The 24,129-nt window shown below is 39.6% G+C and carries 23 protein-coding genes; 9 read left to right on the top strand and 14 right to left on the bottom strand.

Annotated elements, in window-relative coordinates; all coding sequences use genetic code 11:
• Window positions 1–26: 26 nt before the first annotated feature.
• Window positions 27–671 carry a lactate utilization protein C gene (locus DBR40_RS06675; RefSeq protein WP_124558970.1) on the top strand — a complete coding sequence of 215 codons (645 nt, stop codon included), beginning with the start codon at window positions 27–29 and terminating at the stop codon, window positions 669–671.
• A gap of 85 nt (window positions 672–756) precedes the next feature.
• On the opposite strand, the gene DBR40_RS06670 is transcribed toward DBR40_RS06675, so the two are convergent.
• On the bottom strand, window positions 757–1,740 hold the full coding sequence (locus DBR40_RS06670; RefSeq protein ID WP_124558969.1) for a hypothetical protein: 984 nt from the start codon (window positions 1,738–1,740) through the stop codon (window positions 757–759).
• Between the two features lie 377 nt (window positions 1,741–2,117).
• Between DBR40_RS06670 and DBR40_RS06665 the strand changes: the two genes are divergently transcribed.
• A complete protein-coding gene (locus DBR40_RS06665; protein ID WP_124558968.1) occupies window positions 2,118–3,194 on the top strand; it encodes a 3-oxoacyl-ACP synthase III family protein in 1,077 nt (358 codons plus the stop codon).
• Here DBR40_RS06665 and DBR40_RS06660 read toward each other — a convergent pair.
• From DBR40_RS06660 to DBR40_RS06640, 5 genes are all read right to left on the bottom strand, one after another.
• On the bottom strand, window positions 3,191–4,678 hold the full coding sequence (locus tag DBR40_RS06660; protein WP_124558967.1) for a tetratricopeptide repeat protein: 1,488 nt from the start codon (window positions 4,676–4,678) through the stop codon (window positions 3,191–3,193). The two genes, DBR40_RS06665 and DBR40_RS06660, sit on opposite strands and share 4 nt — an antisense overlap.
• Window positions 4,679–4,841: 163 nt before the next feature.
• Window positions 4,842–5,585, bottom strand: coding sequence for a zinc ribbon domain-containing protein (locus DBR40_RS06655; protein WP_124558966.1), 744 nt, complete (start codon window positions 5,583–5,585; stop codon window positions 4,842–4,844).
• Window positions 5,585–6,682, bottom strand: a complete 1,098-nt coding sequence (locus tag DBR40_RS06650; protein ID WP_124558965.1) for a Nif3-like dinuclear metal center hexameric protein — start codon at window positions 6,680–6,682, stop codon at window positions 5,585–5,587. Before DBR40_RS06650 ends, DBR40_RS06655 begins: the two co-directional genes overlap by 1 nt.
• Window positions 6,683–6,759: 77 nt before the next feature.
• Window positions 6,760–7,140, bottom strand: a complete 381-nt coding sequence (locus tag DBR40_RS06645; protein ID WP_039474059.1) for a TM2 domain-containing protein — start codon at window positions 7,138–7,140, stop codon at window positions 6,760–6,762.
• Window positions 7,141–7,145: 5 nt separating this feature from the next.
• The gene (locus tag DBR40_RS06640; RefSeq protein WP_124558964.1) at window positions 7,146–7,448 is read right to left on the bottom strand and encodes a DUF2752 domain-containing protein; all 303 of its coding nucleotides are present in this window, start codon (window positions 7,446–7,448) and stop codon (window positions 7,146–7,148) included.
• Window positions 7,449–7,678: 230 nt separating this feature from the next.
• On the opposite strand from DBR40_RS06640, the gene mfd reads away from it, so the two are divergent.
• Complete coding sequence (gene mfd / locus DBR40_RS06635; protein WP_124558963.1) at window positions 7,679–11,017, top strand: transcription-repair coupling factor; 3,339 nt, start codon at window positions 7,679–7,681, stop codon at window positions 11,015–11,017.
• A gap of 60 nt (window positions 11,018–11,077) precedes the next feature.
• Window positions 11,078–11,296: a DUF3820 family protein gene (locus DBR40_RS06630; protein WP_124558962.1), complete on the top strand. Its 219-nt coding sequence runs from the start codon at window positions 11,078–11,080 to the stop codon at window positions 11,294–11,296.
• A 303-nt stretch (window positions 11,297–11,599) separates the two neighbouring features.
• Here DBR40_RS06630 and DBR40_RS06625 read toward each other — a convergent pair whose 3' ends face one another.
• Window positions 11,600–12,316 carry a DsbA family oxidoreductase gene (locus DBR40_RS06625; protein WP_124558961.1) on the bottom strand — a complete coding sequence of 239 codons (717 nt, stop codon included), beginning with the start codon at window positions 12,314–12,316 and terminating at the stop codon, window positions 11,600–11,602.
• A gap of 98 nt (window positions 12,317–12,414) precedes the next feature.
• Window positions 12,415–15,096, bottom strand: a complete 2,682-nt coding sequence (locus tag DBR40_RS06620; protein ID WP_124558960.1) for a M14 metallopeptidase family protein — start codon at window positions 15,094–15,096, stop codon at window positions 12,415–12,417.
• A gap of 199 nt (window positions 15,097–15,295) precedes the next feature.
• Here DBR40_RS06620 and DBR40_RS06615 point away from each other — a divergent pair, with 199 nt between their 5' ends.
• Together DBR40_RS06615 and DBR40_RS06610 are read left to right on the top strand one after the other, a co-directional pair.
• On the top strand, window positions 15,296–15,682 hold the full coding sequence (locus DBR40_RS06615; protein WP_124558959.1) for an acyl-CoA thioesterase: 387 nt from the start codon (window positions 15,296–15,298) through the stop codon (window positions 15,680–15,682).
• Window positions 15,683–15,755: 73 nt separating this feature from the next.
• Window positions 15,756–16,424, top strand: coding sequence for a class I SAM-dependent methyltransferase (locus DBR40_RS06610; RefSeq protein WP_124558958.1), 669 nt, complete (start codon window positions 15,756–15,758; stop codon window positions 16,422–16,424).
• A gap of 55 nt (window positions 16,425–16,479) precedes the next feature.
• On the opposite strand, the gene DBR40_RS06605 is transcribed toward DBR40_RS06610, so the two are convergent.
• The 3 genes from DBR40_RS06605 to DBR40_RS06595 are packed head-to-tail and all read right to left on the bottom strand — an operon-like array spanning window position 16,480 to window position 18,450.
• Window positions 16,480–17,289: a phosphatidate cytidylyltransferase gene (locus DBR40_RS06605; RefSeq protein ID WP_124558957.1), complete on the bottom strand. Its 810-nt coding sequence runs from the start codon at window positions 17,287–17,289 to the stop codon at window positions 16,480–16,482.
• A 47-nt stretch (window positions 17,290–17,336) separates the two neighbouring features.
• Entirely contained in the window at window positions 17,337–17,543 is a 207-nt protein-coding gene (locus DBR40_RS06600) for a putative signal transducing protein (RefSeq protein ID WP_158673996.1), read from the bottom strand.
• Window positions 17,524–18,450 carry a CPBP family intramembrane glutamic endopeptidase gene (locus tag DBR40_RS06595; RefSeq protein WP_124558955.1) on the bottom strand — a complete coding sequence of 309 codons (927 nt, stop codon included), beginning with the start codon at window positions 18,448–18,450 and terminating at the stop codon, window positions 17,524–17,526. The genes DBR40_RS06600 and DBR40_RS06595 overlap by 20 nt, the downstream gene beginning before the upstream one ends.
• 43 nt (window positions 18,451–18,493) lie before the next feature.
• Here DBR40_RS06595 and dusB point away from each other — a divergent pair, with 43 nt between their 5' ends.
• A complete protein-coding gene (gene dusB / locus DBR40_RS06590; protein ID WP_124558954.1) occupies window positions 18,494–19,501 on the top strand; it encodes a tRNA dihydrouridine synthase DusB in 1,008 nt (335 codons plus the stop codon).
• Between the two features lie 34 nt (window positions 19,502–19,535).
• Window positions 19,536–19,922, top strand: a complete 387-nt coding sequence (gene apaG / locus DBR40_RS06585) for a Co2+/Mg2+ efflux protein ApaG (RefSeq protein ID WP_124558953.1) — start codon at window positions 19,536–19,538, stop codon at window positions 19,920–19,922.
• 401 nt (window positions 19,923–20,323) lie between these two features.
• Here apaG and DBR40_RS06580 read toward each other — a convergent pair whose 3' ends face one another.
• Window positions 20,324–21,019, bottom strand: a complete 696-nt coding sequence (locus tag DBR40_RS06580) for a zinc metallopeptidase (protein WP_124559022.1) — start codon at window positions 21,017–21,019, stop codon at window positions 20,324–20,326.
• A gap of 83 nt (window positions 21,020–21,102) precedes the next feature.
• On the opposite strand from DBR40_RS06580, the gene DBR40_RS06575 reads away from it, so the two are divergent.
• A complete protein-coding gene (locus tag DBR40_RS06575) occupies window positions 21,103–22,239 on the top strand; it encodes an NAD(P)/FAD-dependent oxidoreductase (protein WP_124558952.1) in 1,137 nt (378 codons plus the stop codon).
• Here DBR40_RS06575 and DBR40_RS06570 read toward each other — a convergent pair.
• Complete coding sequence (locus DBR40_RS06570) at window positions 22,234–23,073, bottom strand: tetratricopeptide repeat protein (RefSeq protein ID WP_124558951.1); 840 nt, start codon at window positions 23,071–23,073, stop codon at window positions 22,234–22,236. The two genes, DBR40_RS06575 and DBR40_RS06570, sit on opposite strands and share 6 nt — an antisense overlap.
• A 165-nt stretch (window positions 23,074–23,238) precedes the next feature.
• On the bottom strand, window positions 23,239–24,078 hold the full coding sequence (purU, locus tag DBR40_RS06565) for a formyltetrahydrofolate deformylase (protein WP_124558950.1): 840 nt from the start codon (window positions 24,076–24,078) through the stop codon (window positions 23,239–23,241).
• Window positions 24,079–24,129: the final 51 nt, after the last annotated feature.

Genomic DNA, 24,129 nt, shown 5'->3' with positions numbered 1-24,129 from the left:
TATTCACCAGGGTAGCTTTTTTTTATATGAAGGATAATACAACAGCGAAAGAACAAATACTAAAAAAGATAAGAAAAGCACTGTTAGAAAAACGTGAAAATCCTTATCCCAATTTAGAAGAAAGTCAACTGTATAAAAAAAATACAGAGGAGCTGGAAGTGTTGTTTGCTGAACAACTTACAGCCATATCGGGTAATTTTATCTTCTGCGAAGATGGCATCGACTTCTTTGAAAACATGCTGCAGCTGGCTGATAAATTTAAATGGCGCAAAATATACTGCTGGGAGCCAGAATTGCAGCAGTTTTTAAGTAAATACGAATTTCCTTTTTATCAAACAGACAAAGATTTTGAACAGGCTGAGGTAGGCATTACCCTTTGCGAGGCACTAATTGCACGTAACGGAAGTGTAATGGTTACCAACCAGGGAGCCGCCGGCAGGAGACTAAGTATTTTTCCGCATCACCATATTGTAATTGCCAAAACCAGTCAGCTGGTTTTAGACCTTAAAGATGCTTTTGCTATACTAAAAAACAAATATGGCAATCAAATTCCGTCCATGATCAGCAACATTACTGGCCCAAGCAGAACTGCAGATATCGAAAAAACATTGGTTTTAGGTGCCCATGGTCCTAAAGAGCTTTTTGTATTTTTGATTGATGATTTTACCTGATCGCAATTAACTTAAAAACATAATGGCAGGAATAAGGTGATTAATCCTGCCATTTATAATATACTTTACAAAGATTATTAAATTTCTATCTACTGCTTTTATAATTTTTAACCACCAGTTCTCCGGCTGCATTTAAGCAGTATATATCTTCATCATAATTTATATATCTCCTTAAAAGCACTGGCTTTAATCCTTCATCTTCCAGTTTCCGGTGATCGAAAGCCACGTAAATTTCTACATTCCTGCGGTCTTTATCCAGCGTGATGGTTTTCCTGGTTTTAGTGTTGTAGATATCAACTTCCTGAATTCTCCTGTAATTATAACCCCAGCTAGAGTCTTCTCCAAAATCTTTACTTCTGCCAATCACAAAATAATCGTTCATTAAATGGAAGATCGTACTGATGCTTTTATCTTTAAAAAGCCGTTTTCCTTTGCTGTCAACCAGGTCAGCAATTTTTCTTGTCTTTCCATTGGTTAAAGTATTTTCCTCATTTAAAACCACAATACCCAGGTTTTTAGGGAAATTGTTTTTGTTATCGCTAAATGCTCCAAATGTGCTGTAATAATCCTTGCTTTTTAAAATCGTATCGCCATTTTCATTTAAAAAATAATTTAAACGGTTACCATTCATCGACATTGAGCCTGGGTAATCGGCAAAAAACAAAACATCTTTTGTGAGTTTAACAGGAGCCTTTTTTGCGGGTTTTTCTGGTGTCTTACCTGCAGTTAAGGGTGTTTTCCCCATTGTTACATGCACTTCAGTAACTTTGCTCCTTTCTGCAACTTCGGCTCTTTGCTTTTTAAATGCAATCTCAGCCTCTGCCTTAAGCTTGGCATTTTTTATTTTCCCCAATTCAGATTGGGCCTTATCATCAGCAATTTTCTTTTTTCGGGCATCTTCATTTTCCTTGGCACAAGCAGGGCACATTAGTTTGCCTTCTGCGTTATTAGAGCCTTTTGGCGCAAACCTACAGTTATACCTGGAGTATTCACTTTTCGAAATATGTGATTGGGCATTTGCTGTATATGCGATAAACAGCAATACCATTAGGGACAGTAACTTTTTCATTTTTAGTTTGTTTATCCTGTAAAAATACAGCTAAGACCAGGTTAACCTAAATACCCATTACAAGGTATATTTAGTATTTATTTCGATAAAATCGATCGCCAGTACCAGTCGTTTATAAAAAAGCCATAACTTAACCCTTCAAGAAGTAGGAATACGGATTGACTTGATTGCTTGTAAGAACACAGGCTAAATTATTTACGGAATGGGATTTACTAAGCGTAAAAACATGGAGCACGAGTTAAATGTAAACAGAACACCAGGTTGATTAAAGTTTGCATTAAAAAAATAAACCGGTTAAAAATTAATTTATTTTCGATTACCGAATATAATTGATAGTTTTATACTACATACCGATTTAGTATGCGGTATTATAATTTATGAGCAAAGTAATAAATACGGTAATAGCCGGTACTGGAAGTTATATTCCGCAGAATATTATTTCTGGTAACGAATTCTTAAATGCTACGTTTTTTGAGAATGGAAGCCGACTGGAGAAGGAAAATGCTGAGATCATCGATAAATTCTCAGAAATTACAGAAATTGTAGAAAGACGGTATGCTTGCCCTGAGCAATTGAGCAACCATATAGGTGCTAAGGCAGCAGAAAAAGCGATCGAAAATGCCGGTATTGATAAGGAAACATTAGACTATATTATTTTTTGCCATAATTTCGGCGATATTCCTCTGGGTAGCAATCGCAGCGATATTTTGCCTTCACTGGCGTCAAAAGTTAAACAACAACTGGGCATACACAACCCCGATTGTGTGGCTTACGATATTATTTTTGGATGCCCTGGATGGGTTCAGGGAGCAATACAGGCAGATTACTACATTAAAAGTGGAGACGCCAAACGTGTAATGGTTATTGGTGCCGAAACACTGAGCCGCATTATCGATCCACACGACCGCGACAGTATGATCTTTTCTGATGGTGCAGGTGCTGTAATTTTCGAAGCCGAAGAGGCCGAAGAGAAGAAAGGGATACTGGCTCATAAAACAGAAACACATGCTGTAAACTATGGCAATTTATTAACCATGGGAAAAGGTTCTCACCCAGATGAAACAAGCGGCAATTATTACCTTAAAATGAATGGCAGGAAACTTTATGAGTTTGCGGTAGTTCAGGTACCCCAGGTAATTAAAAAAGCGATTGATAAAGCCGGATTGAGTGTAGAAGATATTAATATTGTATTTGTACACCAGGCAAATGGTAAAATGGATACCGCCATTATGAAACGCCTGTTTAAATTATATGGCAAAGATACCGTACCCGAAAATCTGGTGCCAATGACTATTTCGTGGCTCGGAAACAGTTCGGTAGCTACTGTACCAACCTTGTTAGACCTTGTTTTAAAAGAGCAGGTTGAAGGTTATAAGGTTAAAGCAGGCGATATTGCTGTTTTCGCTTCAGTTGGCGCAGGCATGCACATCAACGCGTTTATACACCGTTTTTAATTCGATAAGCGTTTTAATCCGGCTTTTGCCTGGCTTTCAATACTGTTTTCAAATTCATGGTTTTTCATGGAAATGGCTGTATTGAAAGCCTCTTTTGCTTTTGATACATTTTTTTTCTTTTCGTAAACTTTACCCATTTGCAGGGCTGCATTTGCTGCAAAATAATATTTCAGGTTTTTACCCTGATTAATAGTTGCCTGATAAGCAGTTAATGCCTGATCATCACGCCCAAGATCATCGTTAATTCTACCCAAACGGTAATTAAACTCCGTTTTATCCCGGTCGCTTGCATAATCGGTGGTTTTCTTATCATCCAACACCTGTAGCGCCTTATTTAAATAGCCGCCATCGTACAATAACCTGGCCTTTAGCAAATCAACCAGCGGGGGAGTACCTGCTGCTTCATTTTTGGCCTGCTTATCTTTATCGTGATATAAATAACCCGAATTAAGCGCTTTGTTTGCATAGGCGGTATAGCCCGTTTTATCGCCTTTTAAGAGCGCAATCCAACCAAGGTGAATATTGGCGTCGCGAATATAATTTACGCCCTTATTCGTTTGCAAAAAGCGGTTAAAATAAGTCGCCGCATTGAGGTCTAATTTATTCAAGTGTGCAACACCTTCCAGATAATCGAGATAAGGGAAAGGCTGGTAAACACCTCCCTCAGGTTTTTTGGCTAAAATCTGAATGGCTTCTTCGTTATGACCTGTTTTAATGCTAACGTAACTCTGTAAATAGCTTTTTAATAAACTGGTATCAGCAATGCGTTCAGTATACTTCATCATTTTCGCATAAGCCGACGGGCTATGCGCAACATCTGTAAGTACGTAGGTATAGTAAAAAACCACTTCTTCATAAAATGGCTCGTATGAAGAACTTGATAAACTTTCGGCAAGCTTATCGAACATATTTAAGCCGTTTTGAAGGTTTCCTTTTATACCGAATGTAGCCAATGCGCTTTTCAGTGCACCATCAGGCAGATTGCCCAAAACCGCATTAACCAAACCTAAACCTTTTGCGTTTAGTGGAAAGTTTGGGAATTTTTTGCTGTTCTCCTGCAAAAGGCTGTTGGCTCTTTTAATTTCCATTGCGGCATTAAAAAATTCGCCAAAACGGCCATGAATTAACGCCCATTGTAAATTAATCTCAGCCTGGGCATAAAGATAATAGGGAGAGCTTTTATCATCATCCGAAATCTGGTCTAAACGGGTCGATTTATTTCCTTTTAGACGATCGAAATCGGCCTTGCTTTCAGATGTGATGATTGTAAAATAATCAATGTAGTTTTCAAGCAACGGAATGATCGAATTATTAGGCCTCTGCTTTTTTTCAGTAGCAATATAAGCGCGGGCATTACCCAGCTTTAATTCGAAAATGCTTTTATAAGCTTTTAAGCAATTGGCGTTGTAATCAAAGTTTGCAAATAATATAGACGGAAATATCAGAAGAGAGGCAAGGAAGGCGAAACGTAAGCTTTTAATCATGCTGAAAAATGGTATTTTCTTTTAGGTTGATGTCGCCCGAGCAACAGCTTTCACATTTAAACAAATATCTACATTTAACGTTAAAATGTGCGTGTTGTTTTGTTGCTAAACAAAAAACGTCCCGATTTAAGTCGGGACGTTTTTAATGCTTTTGCAATGCTGATTAAGCTTCTGCTACTTCGTGGGTTAATGCTTCATCAACCAAAATACGTCCGCAGTGTTCGCAAACGATGATTTTTTTACGTTGACGGATATCTAACTGACGCTGAGGCGGGATCTGGTTGAAACAACCTGAGCAAGAATCGCGATCGATAGTTACTACTGCCAAACCGTTAACCGCATTTTTGCGTAAACGTTTGTATGCAACCAGTAAACGTTCCTCAATTTGAGGCTCTGCTTTATCTGCTTTTTTCTGTAAATCCTGCTCTTCTTTTTCAGTTTCTGCAGTAATTACATCAAGTTCTGCTTTTTTAGTTTCTAAATCTTTCTTTCTGCCATCTAACTCGCCTTTAGCTGCTTCGTAGATTTCAGTTTTAGAGTTAATTTCGAAACCGTGTTCTTTAATTTTCTTTTCAGATACCTGAATATCTAAACCCTGAATCTCAATTTCTTTGGTTAAAGCATCGTATTCACGGTTGTTTTTAACTTCTTTTAATTGAGAATCGTATCTTTTGATTGCAGCTTGTGCATCTTTGATGGTATTTTTACGGGTTACGATCGAATCCTCAAGATCATCAAGTTCGCCTTTAATTTTTGAAATTCTGGTTTCTAATCCTAAAACGTCATCCTCAAGATCTGCAACTTCCATTGGTAATTCGCCACGTACCTGACGGATTTTATCAATTTTTGTGTGGATATTTTGTAATTCGTATAAAGCCTTTAGCTTTTGTTCTACGGTTTGTTCCATTAAAACAAGTAATTTATGGGGTTTGTATTTTGCTCCGTTAAACGGATTGCAAAGTTAGTAAATTTTTTTTGAATAATTTCAAGCAATAAATTTGAGGTAAATTGTTCAGTTTCAAAGTGTCCGATGTCGGCAATGATCAATTTTTCCTCTGCATCAAAAAACTCGTGGTATTTGAAATCTGCAGTAATAAAAGCATCGGCTCCGGTGGCAATTGCTTCTCTTAAAAGGAAGCTACCCGAACCGCCACAAACCGCTACCTTTTTGATCCTTTTGTTGATTACTTCGGTATGCCGAACTACACGTGCCTGCATCCTGTCTTTAACTAGGTGCAGAAAATCGTAACCATCCATATCATATTCCAGCCAGCCCACCATACCCGAACCAACCAGCTGGTGTTTGTTTTCCAACTTGTAAATATCGTAGGCGACTTCCTCATACGGATGGTTTTCGAACAAAGCCACCAATATTTTCCGTTCGGCCTGGGCCGGGTAAACCATTTCGATACGTACTTCTGCCTCGCGATGGCGAATGCTTCTTTCGCCTACAAAGGGATCTGATTCCTCATTGCCCTTAAAAGTACCAAAACCATCAGCATTAAAACTGCATTCGCTGTAATTGCCAATATTACCCGCTCCAGCATAAAACAAAGCCGAACGCAATTGCTCTGCCTGCGCTTGCGGGCAATAGGTAACCAGCTTTTTTAACAAGCCGGCTTTGGGCGAAAGCACCTTGGTACCAGTTAAGCCTAAACGCTCACAAATACGGGCGTTTACGCCGGTATGGATACTATCTAAATTGGTGTGAATAGCATAAAGTGCAATATTATTCTTGATGGCCTTAAGTACAACACGCTCTACATAGTTTTTACCATTCAGCTTTTTTAAGCCTTTAAAAACAATTGGATGATGGGTAATAATGAGGTTGCAACCTACAGAAATGGCCTCATCTACAATCTTTTCTACACAATCTAATGCAACTAGGGCAGCTCTGATTTCCATATTCGGATCGCCAACAATTAAGCCCGAATTATCGTAATCTTCCTGATAATTGAGAGGGGCAATGCTTTCTAAATAATTGGTTATTTCGGCTAATTTCATGTGTTAAATATAAAAAAAAATTATAGCCCGGGATTTAAATCCCGGGCTATAATGTAGAAACTAATATCAGATTTTTATTAAACCTTAGGCGCAAATCCGCCACCCATTCTTACCATCTGTAAACTTTCGAAAACCATTTTCTGGTTGTGCTCAAAGGCAAGGGTTTTATGGTTTACCACATCGATTATCGAACCGATGAAACAAAGACCTGCAGTTAAAAGATACAAGATACCCATACCAATCTGACCGATAATGAATCTTTGCAATCCCGGTACAGCGAAGAGTCCGATCAAACAGAAAATTAACATATCTGATGGATTTTTTCTTTTGCTGCTGTAAATCATTAAGAAATTGCGCAACTGTTGCTCGTCTAAACCTGTAGTTGCCTGTTGTAAGTATGAGTATTCATCTGGTGTTATACCTGGTAACGACATCAGAGGTGATTGAAATATATCCATGGTGTTTATCTGTTTGAGGTTAAAATTTTAAATGTTTTTATCTTTTTTGCTAGTATATAAATTCTGTAAAGTATAATTAAAAGTGCCGGAAACCCGAACCAATGTTCAGCAAAGCTTTCAGTAAATTCGCCATGAAAAATATGACTTATCGACCTGCCAATCCCACATCCCGGACACCAGCCCCCGTAGCCTAAATTAGCCAGCGGGCAAAGTGTGAAGTGATGTTCGTGGCTATTTGCTGTTGCCAATAACACTAATGCTATTACCCAGAAAACAAGTTCTAATGGAAAGCGCTTAATGTTGCCCATTGTTTCACTTTTTATATAAATTAGAGGCTATACCACTGCCTTTGTTACATCAATTTACCCTTAATCGACGAATGGGGGATATATTTCGACCAAACTTGTGATACTATCTAACAATGCGTAGTTATTTATTTTCAAAATTGATTTTTGTATGCTACCCCGGCCAAAAATAGTTAAAAAAACCTTTACACAAATTACAGGTTAATATTAAAAGATAAGCTTATTTTTGTGCCTTGAACATTCGCGATTTAATAAACAGATACAAAACCGACGATAGGGTAACTCAATTTACCAAGACGTTGAACGGCACCAAATACCCGAAAGTACAATTAAAGGGACTGGTGGGTTCGGCCGATGCTATTGTTGCCCTTTCCTCTTATTTTTTATTACACAAGCCGCTGCTCTTCGTTTTACCCGACAGGGAGGAGGCCGCCTATTTTCAGTCTGACCTTGAAAGTGTGCTGGATAAGCAGGTTTTGCTGTTTCCGTCATCGTACCGCAAATCATTCGATTTTACACAGGTTGACACTGCTAATGTACTTGCGCGCGCCGAGGTTTTAAACGAACTGAACCATGACTCGGAATATGGCAAAATAGTTGTTTCGTATCCTGAGGCCATTGCCGAAAAAGTTATTGACCGCTCTGCGCTTGAAAAAAACACCCTCGAAATTAGCATCGGCGCCAAGCTGGGCATTGATTTTATCAATGAGTTTTTAATTGATTACGATTTCGACAGAGCGGATTTTGTGTATGAACCCGGCCAGTTTTCAATCCGCGGTGGTATTGTAGATATTTTTTCGTTCTCTTCTGATCTGCCTTTCCGGATTGAGTTTTTTGGCGATGAAGTAGAAAGTATCCGCAGTTTCGAAATCGAGAGCCAGCTTTCTGTAGCAGATGTTAAATCGCTAACCATTGTACCCAACGTACAGGCCAAATTCTTAACTGAAAGCAATATCAGTATTCTCGATTACATTGATCAGGATACCCAACTCTGGTTTAAAGATGTAGAATTCACACTCGATATTGTAAAAGCAGGTTTTAAAAAGGCGGTTGAGCTTTGGAAAGCTCTACCTGCAGCCGATAAAAGTCAAAATCCCGAGTGGATTGATCCGAAATTTGCTTTTACTGATGAAAAGCTATTGGGAGATCACCTTCACGATTTTCCGCTGATTGAGTTTGGAAAGCAATTTTTCTACAAAACCGACGATCGTTTTGAGTTCGAAACCAAGCCACAACCTTCATTCAATAAAGATTTTAATCTGCTTATCCATAACCTTAAGGAGAATGAAAAAGCCGGTATTGTTAACTTTATCTTTACCGATTCGCCAAAGCAGATAGAGCGTTTGTATGCCATTTTAGAAGATATTGATAAAACGGCCAAGTTTACGCCAATCAACAGCATGCTGCGCGAGGGCTTTGTAGATCCGCAAATCCAGACTGCTTTTTATACCGATCACCAGATTTTCGATCGTTACTACAAATACAAGCTTAAAAAAGGCTATCAAAAAAGTCAGGCCATTACCCTGAAAGATTTGAGGGAACTTAAATCAGGCGATTATGTTACACACATCGACCACGGTATTGGAAAATACGCCGGATTGGAAAAAGTAGAGGTTAACGGTAAAACCCAGGAGATGATCCGTTTAATTTATGCCGATAACGATCTGCTTTATGTAAACATCAACTCGCTGAACCGCATTGCCAAATACAGCGGCAAAGAAAGCGGTGTACCCAAGATGAACAAACTGGGTACCGATGCCTGGGATAAGCTAAAAAAAACTACTAAAAAAAAAGTTAAAGATATTGCCCGCGACCTGATTAAGCTTTATGCCTTGCGTAAAACACAGGCCGGAACGGCATTTTCTCCCGATAGTTACCTGCAAACTGAACTTGAGGCTTCCTTTATTTACGAAGATACCCCCGATCAGCTAAAAGCTACGCAGGATGTGAAAAAGGATATGGAAGCGCCACACCCAATGGATCGCCTGGTTTGTGGCGACGTGGGCTTTGGCAAAACCGAAATTGCAGTTCGTGCAGCATTTAAAGCCGTTGCCGAAGGCAAACAGGCCGCCATTCTGGTACCTACAACCATTTTAGCCTTACAGCATTACAAAACCTTTTCTTCGCGTTTAAAAGATTTTCCGGTTACGGTTGATTACATTAACCGTTTTAAAACCAATAGACAGATAAAAGATACGCTTGCAGAAGCAGCAGCCGGAAAAGTTGATATTTTAATTGGTACACACCGTTTGCTGAGTAAAGATGTCAAATTTAAGGATCTGGGCATCATGATTATTGATGAGGAGCAAAAGTTTGGGGTGAGTGCAAAGGAGCGATTAAAAGCTGTGCGTGTAAATGTTGATACCCTGACTTTAACAGCAACACCTATCCCAAGGACTTTGCACTTCTCGTTAATGGGAGCGCGTGATTTATCGATTATCAGCACACCACCACCTAACCGCCAGCCGGTAAGCACCGAATTGCACGTTTTTAACGATAAGCTGATTCAGGAAGCTGTACAATTCGAATTAGACCGTGGAGGTCAGGTTTTCTTTATTCACAACCGGGTAAACGACCTGATGCAACTGGGTGGACTGATTCAGAAACTGGTGCCTAAAGCACGCATAGGTATTGCCCATGGTCAGTTAGATGGCGATGCATTGGAAGATGTAATGCTCGATTTCATTAACGGCGAAAAAGATGTTCTGGTAGCTACGACTATTATCGAAGCTGGTTTGGATATCCCCAACGCCAATACCATTATCATTAACCACGCCCACATGTTTGGGCTGAGTGATTTACACCAAATGCGTGGTAGGGTAGGTCGAAGCAATAAAAAAGCTTTTTGTTATTTATTGTCACCACCATTATCTACGCTCACTTCTGAAGCCCGGAAGCGTTTAAGTGCCATTGAAGAGTTTTCTGATCTGGGCAGTGGATTTAACGTGGCCATGCGCGATTTGGATATCAGGGGTAGTGGAAACTTACTGGGCGCCGAACAAAGTGGTTTCATTGCTGAAATCGGGTTCGAAATGTACCATAAAATTTTGGATGAAGCCATTCAGGAGCTTAAAGAAGCAGAATTTAAGGGTTTATTTGAGAATGAACCTGAGCGACCTTTTGTTGGTTTTACGCAGGTTGATACCGATTTAGAGCTCTACATTCCGGATGCCTACATCACCAATATAACTGAGCGATACAATTTATACACCGAACTTTCTAAGCTCGATAACGAAAACGATTTGGCCATCTTTGAAAAGCATTTAGCCGATCGCTTTGGCCCAGTTCCACCGCAGGTTAAAACCATGCTTAGCGTAGTACGTTTACAATGGTTCGGCAAAAAACTGGGCTTCGAGAAAATCAGTTTCAAGAAAAACAGTTTAAGGGGCTATTTCTTAAGTGATAAGCAATCGAAGTATTTTGATTCGAATACCTTCACCAAAATTTTAACGTTTGCCCAAAACCACCCGCGAATGTGCAATTTAAAAGAGGTTAAAAATACGCTGCGAATTGCTTTTGATAACATTAGCAATGTTGAAGAAGCAATAGAGGTTTTAGCGCTTATCGATTAAAAAACGTTAATTTGATCAACACATTGACTGAATTAACGTTTTTCCTAATTTTATATTTAAATGTTAGACCCAACCCTTTTACTCGATTTAGTGAAAATGCAGATGCCTTATGGAAAATATAAGGGTTACCTGATCTGCAATATCCCCGAAAGTTATTTGCTATGGTATAAGGATAAAGGATTTCCGAAAGGGAAGCTGGGCGACTTAATGGCTACGATGTTCGAAATACGGGTTAATGGATTGGAATATTTATTAACCCCGTTGAAAAATAAACGGTAACACCAGCCTGGTAGGTCGTCATCCTGAGCATAGTCGAAGGATCTGACTCTCTCAAAGTTACCGTCATTTCGAGCGGAGTGTAAAGCAGTCTAGAACCACGAAGCTGTTTAGGCTCAGATCCTCTCTCACTCTTTTTCACTTAAGTATTTCTAATTTATCTCTTTTTCGATTGAAAACAAACATAGGAGTGCTCAGCGAAGCTAAATCTGTCTCGGGATAGATCTCTCCATCCCACTGCGTTCCAGTCGAGATGACGAGTATGATATTTGTTCCCGCAGACCAGCTTAATCTGAGGGAACAAAGTTATATCTCACAACCGTTTTCATCACAAATGGCGTCGCCGGTTTTATTTAAAGAGGTAAGCTTTGTTTTAGGTTGTGCTTCTTTCCATTCTTTAAAACTTTGTGTCAAAGCCTCGGTAAAAGCCTGTATGGGTTGCGCACCCGAAACTCCATATTTTCTGTCCATTACAAAATAGGGAACTCCACGAATGCCCAGGTTTTGGCTTTCATAAATATCGTAACGCACTGCCTCAGCAAACTGATCACCAGCCAAAACTGCTTCAGCTTCTGCTTTATCTAAACCGATTTCTATTGCAACATCAACCAAAACACTGGTTTCTCCTATATTTTTCGCTTTCACAAAATGTGCTTCAAACAGTTTTTCTTCAGCCAGGTCCTGCAGGTTATGCTTTGCCGCCAAATGAATTAAACGGTGCGCATTAAAGGTATTGGCAGGTATGTTGGTATCAAAATCGATAGTTAAACCTGCATTTGCAGCCATATCAACAACTTGTTTGGTCATTTGCCTGGCTTGCTCAACAGGCATTCCCTTACTACGCGAGAGGTAATCGTAAACCGTTTCGTTGTTGGTATTGTGGTATTCAGGATTAAGCTGATAACTTTTCCAATCTACTTCAATTTCATTTTTAAAAGGCAGCGTTTCGATAGCTTGCTCAAAATGCCTTTTTCCGATATAGCAAAACGGACACATTACATCCGACCAGATTTCTACTTTCATGATACAAAATTAGGGCGATTATATTTGCCCAGGGTAAGCTGAAAGTCAAAAGCCACTATCTTTTAGGATAGTGGCCTTTGAACCGTGTGTAATGATTATTATTGATATAACTGATTAAATATCAATTTAAATGTACCGTGTGTTTGTGCCCTGAATGCAATCTCAGGTCCAAAGGCAAACAGTTTTCCTTTACCCACTTTGGCTTCAAAAGCGGTTACCCCGTCCTGCAGGTAGGCCTGTCCCCAGGCCCAACCACTCCGCAAAGGCGTAGCATTTTCGAACCACATTAAGGGTTTAATTTTTCCTGATGCAATGGCATCGCCGGTTAATTTAAAAACTGGACTATTATCAAAATAAACATCTGCTTCTTTTTCCATTCCCCAGGTACATGGCAAACTGGTGTCAACTGCTACATTTAAAACACTGCCCGGAACATAATATTTTTCGGCAGGTAACCTTTTTTCTTCCCCATTAACAATTTCCATCATCGCATTGCGTACAGGTAATTTTAAATGATAAGCCAGATTGGTGCTACTGCCAATGGTAACGATATTTCCTCCTGCTTCTAAAAATTTTTTCAACTCTGGGATCGATTTATCAGCACTTATCCTGCCTAAGCGGTTTCTATATTCCTGCGGAACTTCTTCCATTTTAGGCGCGAAAGACCGGCCACCACCTTGAACAGAAGGAATGGCACCTCCAACAAAAATAATCGCATCGTATTTAGATTTTAAATTGCCTGCATCAATATCTTGCGGGTAAATTACTGTGGCATTGAAATGGTACTGCTCCATCATCCACCTTACCCACCCCGATGCCATAGAACCGCCGTAGGTGTCCCAAAGGGCAATCCGCGATGCCGAAATTTTAACTTTATCTTTTGGCACTGCTGCCGTTTTTAGTTTAACATTAGCCTTTTCTAAAACCTGTTTCCCAGCCGATGAAACATAGAAATCGCCATTTTCGGTCGAACGAAATACTTCAACCTTGTTTTTTAACAGGTCGTTTACTGCCATGTAAGAATCGTTTTGTGCCGCACTCAATACATAGCCAGCACCATTCGGAAACTTATTTTCGGCCTTTAACAAAGTACCGTAAGGGTTTTTCTCAAATGGTCCTGAAAAATCATCCAGAATGCGATCGAACTTAACATCCATCAAGTAAGCCAAAGTCCATCCAGCTGCATCGTAAGGAGGAATCGGCGCACCGCCTTCATATTTAAAATCGTTAGGGTGATCTTGCGGCTCAAACATATCAAGCACATGCGGGCGAAAAGCCTGATCGGTTTTAACCACATAACTGCCTGCAGGGTAATTTTTACCAGCTACCGTAAATCCTGCCGTTGCCTTTTGTACCACAATGCCCGTTCTGATCAGCGCATTTAAAAATTTTATAGCCGAATTAAAATCAGGCTGATCTGCAGAAACAATATAACCACGCGGGTCGCGGTTTGCAGGTGCTTTCATCACGGTATCGAAAGCTTTAATACTAAGTTGCCTAGAGCCGAAGTCGGCATCACCCGTGGCTGCGCTTTCTTTATCTTTTTTGGCTGCATTATTAATCGCTTCGATTTTCTTTGGCGAAAACGACCAGGTGTCTTTTTTACCCCGTTCAATAGAGTTTCTGCCCATTTGGTAAATATTAAACAACAGCTCATCACGATAACGCTGTGCATAGTTTAAAACCGCATAGTTTAACGATACAGAATAATCGATTGAGTTTTTAAAATACCATTTTCTAGGGGTAACAGGGTTCGGAGAATCGCTATTAGGCAATAAGCGTGATGGAACCAAAGGAATTTCTGATGGAGTAGGGTTGCCCACAATCTCGGTCAGTAAGCCAATCATATTATGAAAATAGGTTGTTGTTCTTAAACCACCGTTGTACCAGGTAGAAAAAACGGAACCACCACGCTGGGTATAACCGGGCTTATTTTCTACGTTCATCCGGGTATGCATGGCTGCGCCTACAGCATCCAAACTGGTTAACAAAGTTGGGTCGAATACATAATTGAAAGGATCGCGGTAGGGTGGGCCTGCAACGACCGTTCCTGCCGGGCCTGCCTGATGGTGGTTGTACATAATTTGCGGAATCCATTCAACAAAAAGCTGTCGACCTATATTTTGGGTTTCTTTTAGGTTTAACATAAAGAAATCGCGATTATTATCGTGCCCTGCGTACTTTTCATACAAAACCGGCAAACCCGAAGTTGTTCTCTTGCTCTGATCCTTTTCACGCATGTACCAGTTACTCATCAGCTCTTGTCCATCTGGGTTGGCATGTGTAAATAAAATGATCACATTATCGAGGATACGTAAGGTTTCCGGATCAGTTCTCGAAGCAAATTCATATGCTGTTTGAATTAACTGATGCGCTCCCACCACTTCATTGGCGTGCAAACCGCCATCAATCCAAACCACAGCTTTTCCTTCGGCGGCTAATGCTTTAGCCTGTTCTGTCGTAATTTCGGCATGTGCCAGCTGTTGCGAAATTTCTTTATAGCGATCTAACTTCTTCAAATTTTCGGGCGAAGAAACAATCAGCATGTACTGGCTTCTTCCTTCTTCGGTTTGGCCAATATCAACCAGTTTAACTCGTTTGGAGGTTTCGGCCAGTTTTTTAAAGTAAGCCGAAGTTTGGGTATAATTGGCCAGCTGGTAATTATCGCCAATATCAAAACCGAAATGCGATTTCGGCGTTGGCACTTCCTGAGCCTGGACAGCACAATAAGCGGTAATTAAAAAAGCTAAACAAATCTTTTTCAGGTAGTTTTTTATCATAATTGAGTTAGTTTGATGGATAATCAAATATAATATAGAAAGTGGAGCGATTTTACATGCGCTAAATTTGTTACAGTGAACGCCTTGTATCAACTTTGAATTTGATCGATGCAATATTTCTTCTTAATTTTTCAAATTATCAAAAATTAAAATTTTTCGGCGCTAATTTCTACATTTGACCATAACTTATACCTAAAAAATGACCTTAGCAGAAAGAATAGAAAACTCTAAAACCAGTATTTTCAAAGCCGTTTTCCCGAATACCACAAACCACTACGATACACTTTTTGGCGGTACCGCTATGCACATGATGGATGAAGTTGCTTTTATAACCGCCACTCGTTTTAGCAGGCAGATTATGGTTACTGTGAGCAGCGACAGGATAGATTTTAAAAAACCAATCCCAGCCGGAACCATTGTAGAGCTAATTGGCAAAGTAAACCATGTAGGTAACACCAGTTTAAAAGTGAATGTCGAAATTTATATCGAACAAATGTATGCCGAAGGCCGTGAACTGGCTGTACATGGCGATTTTACCTTTGTGGCAATAGATGAAAACAAAAAGCCGGTTCAGGTAATCAAATAATCATGTAAAACTCTTTCTAAATGATATAACAGTTGAGGTGGGCAGTCCTTTATTTTTGAAAAAACTTAAACTTATGGAACATCAGCATAGCACAGCAGATTTAGAAAATATTGCCAAACAACTAGCCTGTCCTGAAGGCGCACAGGGTATTAAAACAGGTGAGCTGATGAGCATCAACAATCTTGGGATGACACATGCTGCTATTGATGCCCTCGTTATTGAAAAAGGAGATATCATACTGGAGATTGGTCACGGAAATGGTTCACATATCGAATATCTACTTAAAAAGGCTAATGATATCCGGTACTTCGGCGCAGATATTTCTGAAACGATGATTACCGAGGCCCGCAAAATAAACGCCGCGTTTATAGAAAAAGGTTTGGTTCATTTTCAGCTCACCAATGGTATAGACCTGCTATACGCAGACGAACAATTCGATAACGCTTTTACAGTAAATACCCTTTCTTTTTGGCCAGAACCTATTCAATACCTTAAGCAAATTAGGGATGTATTAAAACCAAATGGGTTATTTGCGCTTTGTTTCGCTGATAAAACCTTCATGGAGAAACTGCCCTTTACTCCTTATGGATTTACACTTTACGGCGTAGAAAAAGTACAGCAACTATTGGAAAGTACCGGCTTTACCATAAAAAATACAATTAAAAAATTAGAGCAGGTACAAAGTAGCGGCGGTGAATATGTAGAAAGAGCATACTATGTAGTCGTTGCTTCTGCCAATTAAATTTTAGCATCTATAGTCCTCATAACAAACGAAAGAGGCTCGCCAATGTTATTCTTTAATACAAAATCAGATACAGGTAAGCGTAAACCACAGGGGCTGCCAGTAATAAACCATCAAAGCGGTCTAACAAGCCGCCATGCCCAGGTAATAACCCGCCACTATCTTTGGTATCCAGACTGCGTTTTAACATCGATTCTACCAGATCGCCGAGGGTACCAAAGCTGGCAATTAATAAAGCCATGCCTGCCCAAACCCAAACTGGACTTTCAGTAAATAGAAACGATAGGCCATAGGCAACCAAAACACTGGTAAACATACCCCCAAAAAAGCCTTCCCAGCTCTTTTTAGGCGAGTGGCGCTCAAATAATTTGCGTTTGCCATATTTTACCCCAAAAAGATAAGCACCGGTATCGTTTGCCCATAACATCAGTAAAAATGCCAGCGGGAAATGAAAATTATACTCGTTCCAGTTTTTTAAAAAGCCAAGCGCATGAAAAAAACAAAAAGGAATGGTTACATAAACAAAGCCCACAAAAGTGTAGGATATATTGGCAAAGGGAATTTTATTTTTCTTGTATAACTCGGTAATAAAAACCGAAAAAATAAGCGGTATACAAAGCAACAGGTACTTAACATCGTATTTAAGGTAATGTAAACCTGCAGCCATTAAAAAGACAAGTGCACCTGCAGCCAGGCCAATGTTTCTATGCGGCCTGATACCCGAATTTTTAATCAGTTTATAAAACTCAAGCAGCGATAAAACGCTTAAAACGAGATAGAATGCGGTAAATGTATAAGTACCCAGCAAAATAGAGCCAAGCATTACAATGGTAAAAAAGAAAGCGGTTATTGCCCTGGTTTTCATGCTAAAAAGGTAAAATGTGGGATGTAAAATGGATGAGGTTTGACATGTTATTCGATTTCGTTTTCGACGATATATTCGATGGCCTTATTGAAATCTACTTTATTAACCAGCACATTTATTTCGCCAATATAATAAGCCGAGAGCTGTTTATTCATCGTTACGGCCGGAATTCCAGCTTCTGTTAAGCCCTGTTTTAATACCTCGGCAGCGAAGGCATCGCCGGTAGTATATACTTTAACCCAATTTTCGCTCACGTGCTGCGCTATCTTTAAAAAATTTAAACAAAGCTATGGTAATTATTGCACTAATTAAATAGCCATACCACGGAAATCCGATTGGTTCGTCGGCTTTATCGAGTGGGATATTGTGTTTTTGCATGTAAAAGGCTGCACAAACAGCGTAAGCATTATTTAAAAAGTGCGCAAACATGGCATACCAGATACTGCCACTATAATAATACAGGTAACCAAAACCTGCTCCCAGCAGCATCCGCGGTACGAAACCATAAAACTGTACATGTATGGTACTAAAAATAATGGCCGAGAGCCATATCGCTAAGTGTGGATTGCCAAAAGCCCGCTCCAATGAGCGCTGTACACCGCCTCTAAACATTAGTTCTTCTCCAATGGCTGGTAAAACTGCAATCATTACCAGGTTTACGATAAAATCGAAATTACTCCTTACCGTAATTAGCTGAATGGTCATTTTGGCTGCCAGTTGCTCTTTTTCTTTCATCCAGGCCTCAATCCCCTTTAAAAAGCCTGGCAAAGCCATTTTTTGGTTCCAGATTACTGTCCACTCCATAAAGGGCATACTCACTATCATAATAATTACAACCAGCAAAAGCAATAAAACCTTTGGCTGCCTGAAGCTATAAAACCGGGCAATTTTTGTTCTTTCAGTTAAGGCCAAGGCTAGCGCAGGTAAAATAAATGTACCTATCGAACTTAAAATCTGTATTACCTTCAAACCTGAAATATACCTAGCATCGCCCGATAAAAGCAGGTCGAAATTACTCAACAAACCCATCCCATATATGGCAATACAGATTACAAATGCAATGATGCCGAAAACCAAAGCCCCGGCAACTGCGTAAAATAAAAGTAAAAGTAATTGTAAGAAAGGATTGATTTCCTCGCGTTTAGGTGTTACAAAATTCATTATTTGTACCTTTGTATGTTTTATTAATCGTTGAAGATAGAAAATGTCTGTAAAGATAGGAAATATTGATTTAGGAGAATTCCCGTTATTGCTTGCCCCAATGGAGGATGTGAGCGACCCGCCGTTCCGTTACGTATGCAAACAAAACGGGGCGGATATGATGTACACCGAATTTATTTCTTCGGAAGGATTGATCCGCGATGCAGCAAAAAGCAGACAGAAACTGGATATTTTTGAATATGAAAGACCTATCGGCATACAGATTTTTGGTGGCGATATCGATCACATGCGCGAGGCTTCAGAAATTGCCTCTGCAGCCGGACCGGATTTAGTTGACATTAACTACGGCTGCCCGGTAAAAAACGTAGTTTGCAAAGGCGCTGGCTCCAGCCTCCTTCAGGACATTGATAAAATGGTAAAAATGACAGATGCCGTTGTGAAGGCATCGCACCTGCCTGTTACCGTTAAAACCCGCCTGGGTTGGGATGATAACACCAAAAATGTTCGAGAAGTGGCTGAAAGGTTACAGGATGTTGGCATTCAGGCTTTAACCATTCACGGCAGAACAAGGGCTCAACTATACAAAGGGGAGGCCGACTGGACGCTGATCAGGGAAATTAAACGTAACCCGAGAATTACGATTCCAATTTTTGGCAATGGTGATGTTGATAGCCCCGAAAAAGCAGCAAACTGGCGCATGGAATATGAAGTGGATGGCATTATGATTGGCCGTGCGGCTATTGGTTATCCCTGGATTTTCCGCGAGGTTAAACATTTCTTCGAAACCGGCGAGCACCTTCCCGGACCAACCATTGAAGAGAGAATTAACGTTTGCCGTACACATTTAGATAAATCGCTGGAATGGAAAGGTCCTAAAACCGGAATCTTTGAAATGCGCCGCCATTATGCCAATTATTTTAAAGGGCTTCCTGACTTTAAACCTTACCGCATGCGCCTGGTGGCCGAGCCCGATATCAATAACATTTACAGTATTTTAGCAGAAGTGGCAGAAAAATTTGCACATTACGATGCCACAAAAGTACTGGCTTGATTTTTGAACAGTTTTTTATACATTCGTTATCATCATGGTTACAGCTATTACAGATGGGGTTAAAGTTTCGGTAGAGACGGTTTACCAGCCAGAATATTCAAATCCGGCTAATGAACATTATATGTTCGCTTATCGTGTAGAAATATCTAATCTTTCTGATTATGCTGTACAACTGATGCGCCGCCAGTGGTTTATTTTTGATTCGAACAGTAGCCGGAGAGAGGTGGAAGGAGAGGGTGTTGTTGGTTTACAACCTATCATTCAGCCTGGCGAAACCCATGTGTACGTATCAGGTTGCAATTTAAAAACCGATATGGGCAGTATGAAAGGTACCTACCTTATGAAACGTGCTTTAGATGAGTCGGAATTCGACGTAGACATTCCTGAATTTCAGCTTGTAGCACCTTATAAATTGAATTAATTTTTTTATTGTTAAGTCCTGCCGCAAATCGTCATTTCGATCCGATAGCCATCGTATGAAAGCGTGGCGGAATGCCTGCCCTTAGAGGCGGCTAGAAATCTCTAAATCAAACTATAGATTTCTCCAAAACATTCGAAATGACGACAAATCTATTAGAAAGCAATTTCAGCATTTCATTTTAAGTTTTATGCCTAATGCAACTACAAATAGCAGAACTGCTTGCACCACCTAAACCTGATTGTAACAGACATGAGTGCAACGAGTAAAGTGGAGAGCATGGGTGCATTCGCCGATAATAAAACGAAACCTGCTTTCCAAAAAAGGATCATTATTTCAAAAATATCTTTAAACAAAAATGGCCAGAATAAAATTCTGACCATCATGCATTTAATAAATTATTGCTAATCTCTGCTTCTTCCAAAAAGCATCGAAGCATAGTATAGCAAATTTGCAAGGGCACCAACCGCTGCAACAACATAGGTCATTGCGGCCCACCATAAAGCATCTTTAGCTTGTGTATTTTCTTCCTGCGTTTGCATTACCCCATGATTATTTCTTAACCAGGCCAAAGCTCTGTTGCTCGCATCGAACTCTACAGGCAGGGTAATAATGCTGAATATAGTTATTAAAGCCAGGCCAACCACACCAATTGCCAACACAATCGGGTTACCGGTAAAACTGATTAAAAGCACACCAATTAACAAAACCCATTGTAAAAGGTTAGAAGAAATGCTTACCACCGGAACCATGCTGCTCCGTAACTGCAGCCAGTTATACGATTTGGCTTGCTGCAAAGCATGACCACATTCGTGTGCTGCAACTGCTGCTGCCGCCACACTGCGGCTGTAGTAAACATCTGTACTTAAATTTACAGTTTTATCTGTCGGGTTATAATGATCAGTTAATTGTCCTTCGGTACTCATCACCTTCACATCGTATATCCCGTTATCATGCAGCATCCTTTCTGCCACCTCCTTGCCCGATAAACCTGAGCTCAATTGCATTTCGGCGTATTTGGAAAACTTGTTTCTAAATCGCCATTGTACAAACATGCTCAGTAACAATACCGGGATTATTAATATTAAATAAACTCCCATTTTCTCATGTATGTTTTTCATATCCAGTATATCAAAAAGCGTTCCCATATTATTTGATTGTTAAAAAACAGTACATTTATAGTATGCCAAATGCACTTTCATACTGGGAAAGAGAATCATTTTTTAATTATGATGTAATTATTATTGGCAGTGGCATTGTGGGTTTAAACGCGGCAGTACACCTTAAAAAATCGGCACCATCTTTAAAAATAGCGCTGCTTGAAAGTGGTTTTTTACCCACCGGTGCAAGCACCAAAAATGCCGGTTTTGCATGCTTTGGCAGCATTTCTGAACTCATTGAACAACAAGAAAAGGCTGGTTTGGACGGTTTGGCCGCGCTTATAGAAAAACGCTGGAAAGGCCTGCTTAAGCTCCGCAATTTACTTGGCGATAACACTATTGATTACCAGTGTTTAGGTGGCTATGAAATATTTAGAAAAGGTGACCACTTATTGGCCTCAACATGTGTAGCCAAAATTGAACATTACAACAAGTTAACGCTTAATATCGTTGGGCCTGATGCTTTTAGTGCCAAACCTAAAAAAGCATCTGCTTTTGGTTTCGGACCAACTGAAACATTAATTGAAAACAAATACGAAGCGCAGATCGATACCGGTAAAATGATGTTTGCCCTGATTGGCTATGCCCAACAACTTGGCATTTGCATATTTAACAATTGCACTGTTAATCATATTGCCGAAGAAACACAAGGCCTGAGCTTAGTTACTGCAAACGGTGCTTTTTCCTGCAAAAAAACGATCGTAGCTACTAACGCTTTTATTAAGGATTTAATTCCCGAGGTAGACATCGCTCCCGGAAGAGGGCAGGTTTTAATTACCAAACCCATTAAAGGTTTAAAAATTAAAGGCACTTTTCATTACGATAAAGGCTATTATTATTTCCGAAACATCAACAACCGGATTTTGCTGGGTGGAGGCCGTAATATTGATTTCAAAGCAGAAGAAACCACCACTTTTGGGCAAACAACAACAGTTCGGCAAGCCTTACAAAATTTACTGGATACTTTGATTTTACCCCAAACGCACTATGAAATAGACCAGGAATGGAGCGGCATCATGGCTTTCGGCAAAACACTCGAATCGCTTATTGAAGAAATTAAGCCCAATGTATTTTGCGCAACGCGCTGTAACGGAATGGGGATTGCTATTGGTTCGCAAACCGGAGAAGATGTGGCTGAACTGCTTTTAAAAAATTTATAATTTATCCATTTCAGCTTGCATCATCGTCAATTTTTGCGCAAACTGATCTCCTGTCTTACTGTACTTTTTAACTTCATCTCCCCAATAATTAAACTTCTGTTTGTTTTTTAAGAGATAGTAATGATAAGCTATATTGTGTGCCATTTCACTTTTTGAAGCGCTATCAGAACAATCTTTATCAGCATTTTTATATGTTTCTTCGGCATCTGTTAATTTAATATTCAGTTGAGCATAAACAAGCTCCCTATGTAGCAAACAATTTTTCGGGTTTTCAATAATAGCCTGTTTTAATAAAAAAACTGCCTTATCATATTGCTTTAGTACATTATAGGCAAAAGCAAATTCAAGAATCAATCCATTGTATTTTGGATCGATTGCTTTTACTTTCTCCAAGTATACCAGCGCTCTATCTGCCAAATCCCACTGATTGCAGACATATCCTAGCCGAAAAAGCCTGTGAACGTCTTTGTTATCCGTTTTATATCCTTTTAACCAATCTGGAGTGCCCTGTATCTGAAGATCGGCAAATTTCGAAGTAGGAATAAGGGCAGCCAAAACTCTAGTTGGTGGAATACGATGTTTAACCATCGAATTATTGATCTTTCTCCCTATATATTTTCCATTTTCGTCTATCTTAAATGTTCCTTCAACATTAAGGGTTAAGCCAGCCTGATTATCCAAATAAATGAATCCAAAATTATAAGTGCTGTCTTTGTTCATTGGAAAAGCAACCCACTTATCCTCACAGTTAATTAATGAGTGATTAAATTGAAGTTCGGTTTGAGCTTTTGATCCGATAGACCAAAGTATGAGAAACATTAATATATATTTCATTTTGAGCGTTTATACGTTAATTGAGCATTTGCAGATGCTAAATATAGAAATTTACTAAAACGTTAGCAAAGTATTCGGTTCCCAAAAAATCCTTTTTATAATATTGTTTTATATGATAATTAATCCTTGATATAACGATACGCCAAACGCTTAGCCCAAAACGCCCTACTTAAACACTATCGTTTTATTTCCGCTTACAAAAACCCGGTCTTCGAAAATTAATTCAAGCGCCTCCAACAATACTTTTTTCTCGATTTCCTTTCCGGCACGCACCATTTCCTTAACGCCAAAATTATGGTCAACATGGTTGGTATGCTGGGTAATAATAGGTCCTTCATCCAGGTTATCGGTTACAAAATGAGCCGTTGCACCAATAATCTTTACTCCCCTTTCAAAAGCCTGGCGGTAGGGGTTAGCACCTATAAACGCCGGTAGAAATGAATGGTGGATGTTGATGATCTTACCGGCATAATCTTTCACAAAATCGGCCGATAAAATGCGCATAAATTTGGCCAGCACCAGGTAATCTACATCAAACTGATTAATAATTTCCTTTATTTCCGTTTCAAAAGTGCTTTTATCTTTACCATTATGATCGACATAAAAGAATGGGATACCTAGTTTTTCTGTAAAATCACATAGCGACTCATAGTTGCCAATTACGCACCTTACATTGGCACCCAAAGTTTTAAATTGGTTTTTGATCAGTATTTCGGCCAGGCAATGGTATTCTTTCGTTACCAAAACTGCAATCTGTTTTTCCTGTTGGGTTATTAAATTAACTTCAGCATTTTCAGGAAGTTTTTCGAGCAATTTCTCTTTCAGCTCTTCAGCATTTCCCAGCACTCCGGTACAAGCTATGCGCGTAAAGAATGCCTTGTTTGCTTCATCAACAAATTCGCGCATGGCAATAATGTTAAGCTGATGCGCAGCCAATACACGGGTAATATGTGTTACTAAACCAACCTGGTCAGGGCAGGAAATGAGTACAGTTAATTCGTTCATTTATATACAGAAAACCAATGATAAAAATTTTTTCGGTGATTTTCTGACTTT

The organism is Pedobacter sp. KBW01, from assembly GCF_003852395.1.
Taxonomy (GTDB): domain Bacteria; phylum Bacteroidota; class Bacteroidia; order Sphingobacteriales; family Sphingobacteriaceae; genus Pedobacter.
Note: the sequence above shows the minus strand (reverse complement) of the source record. Positions and strands in the feature narration are given on the sequence as shown.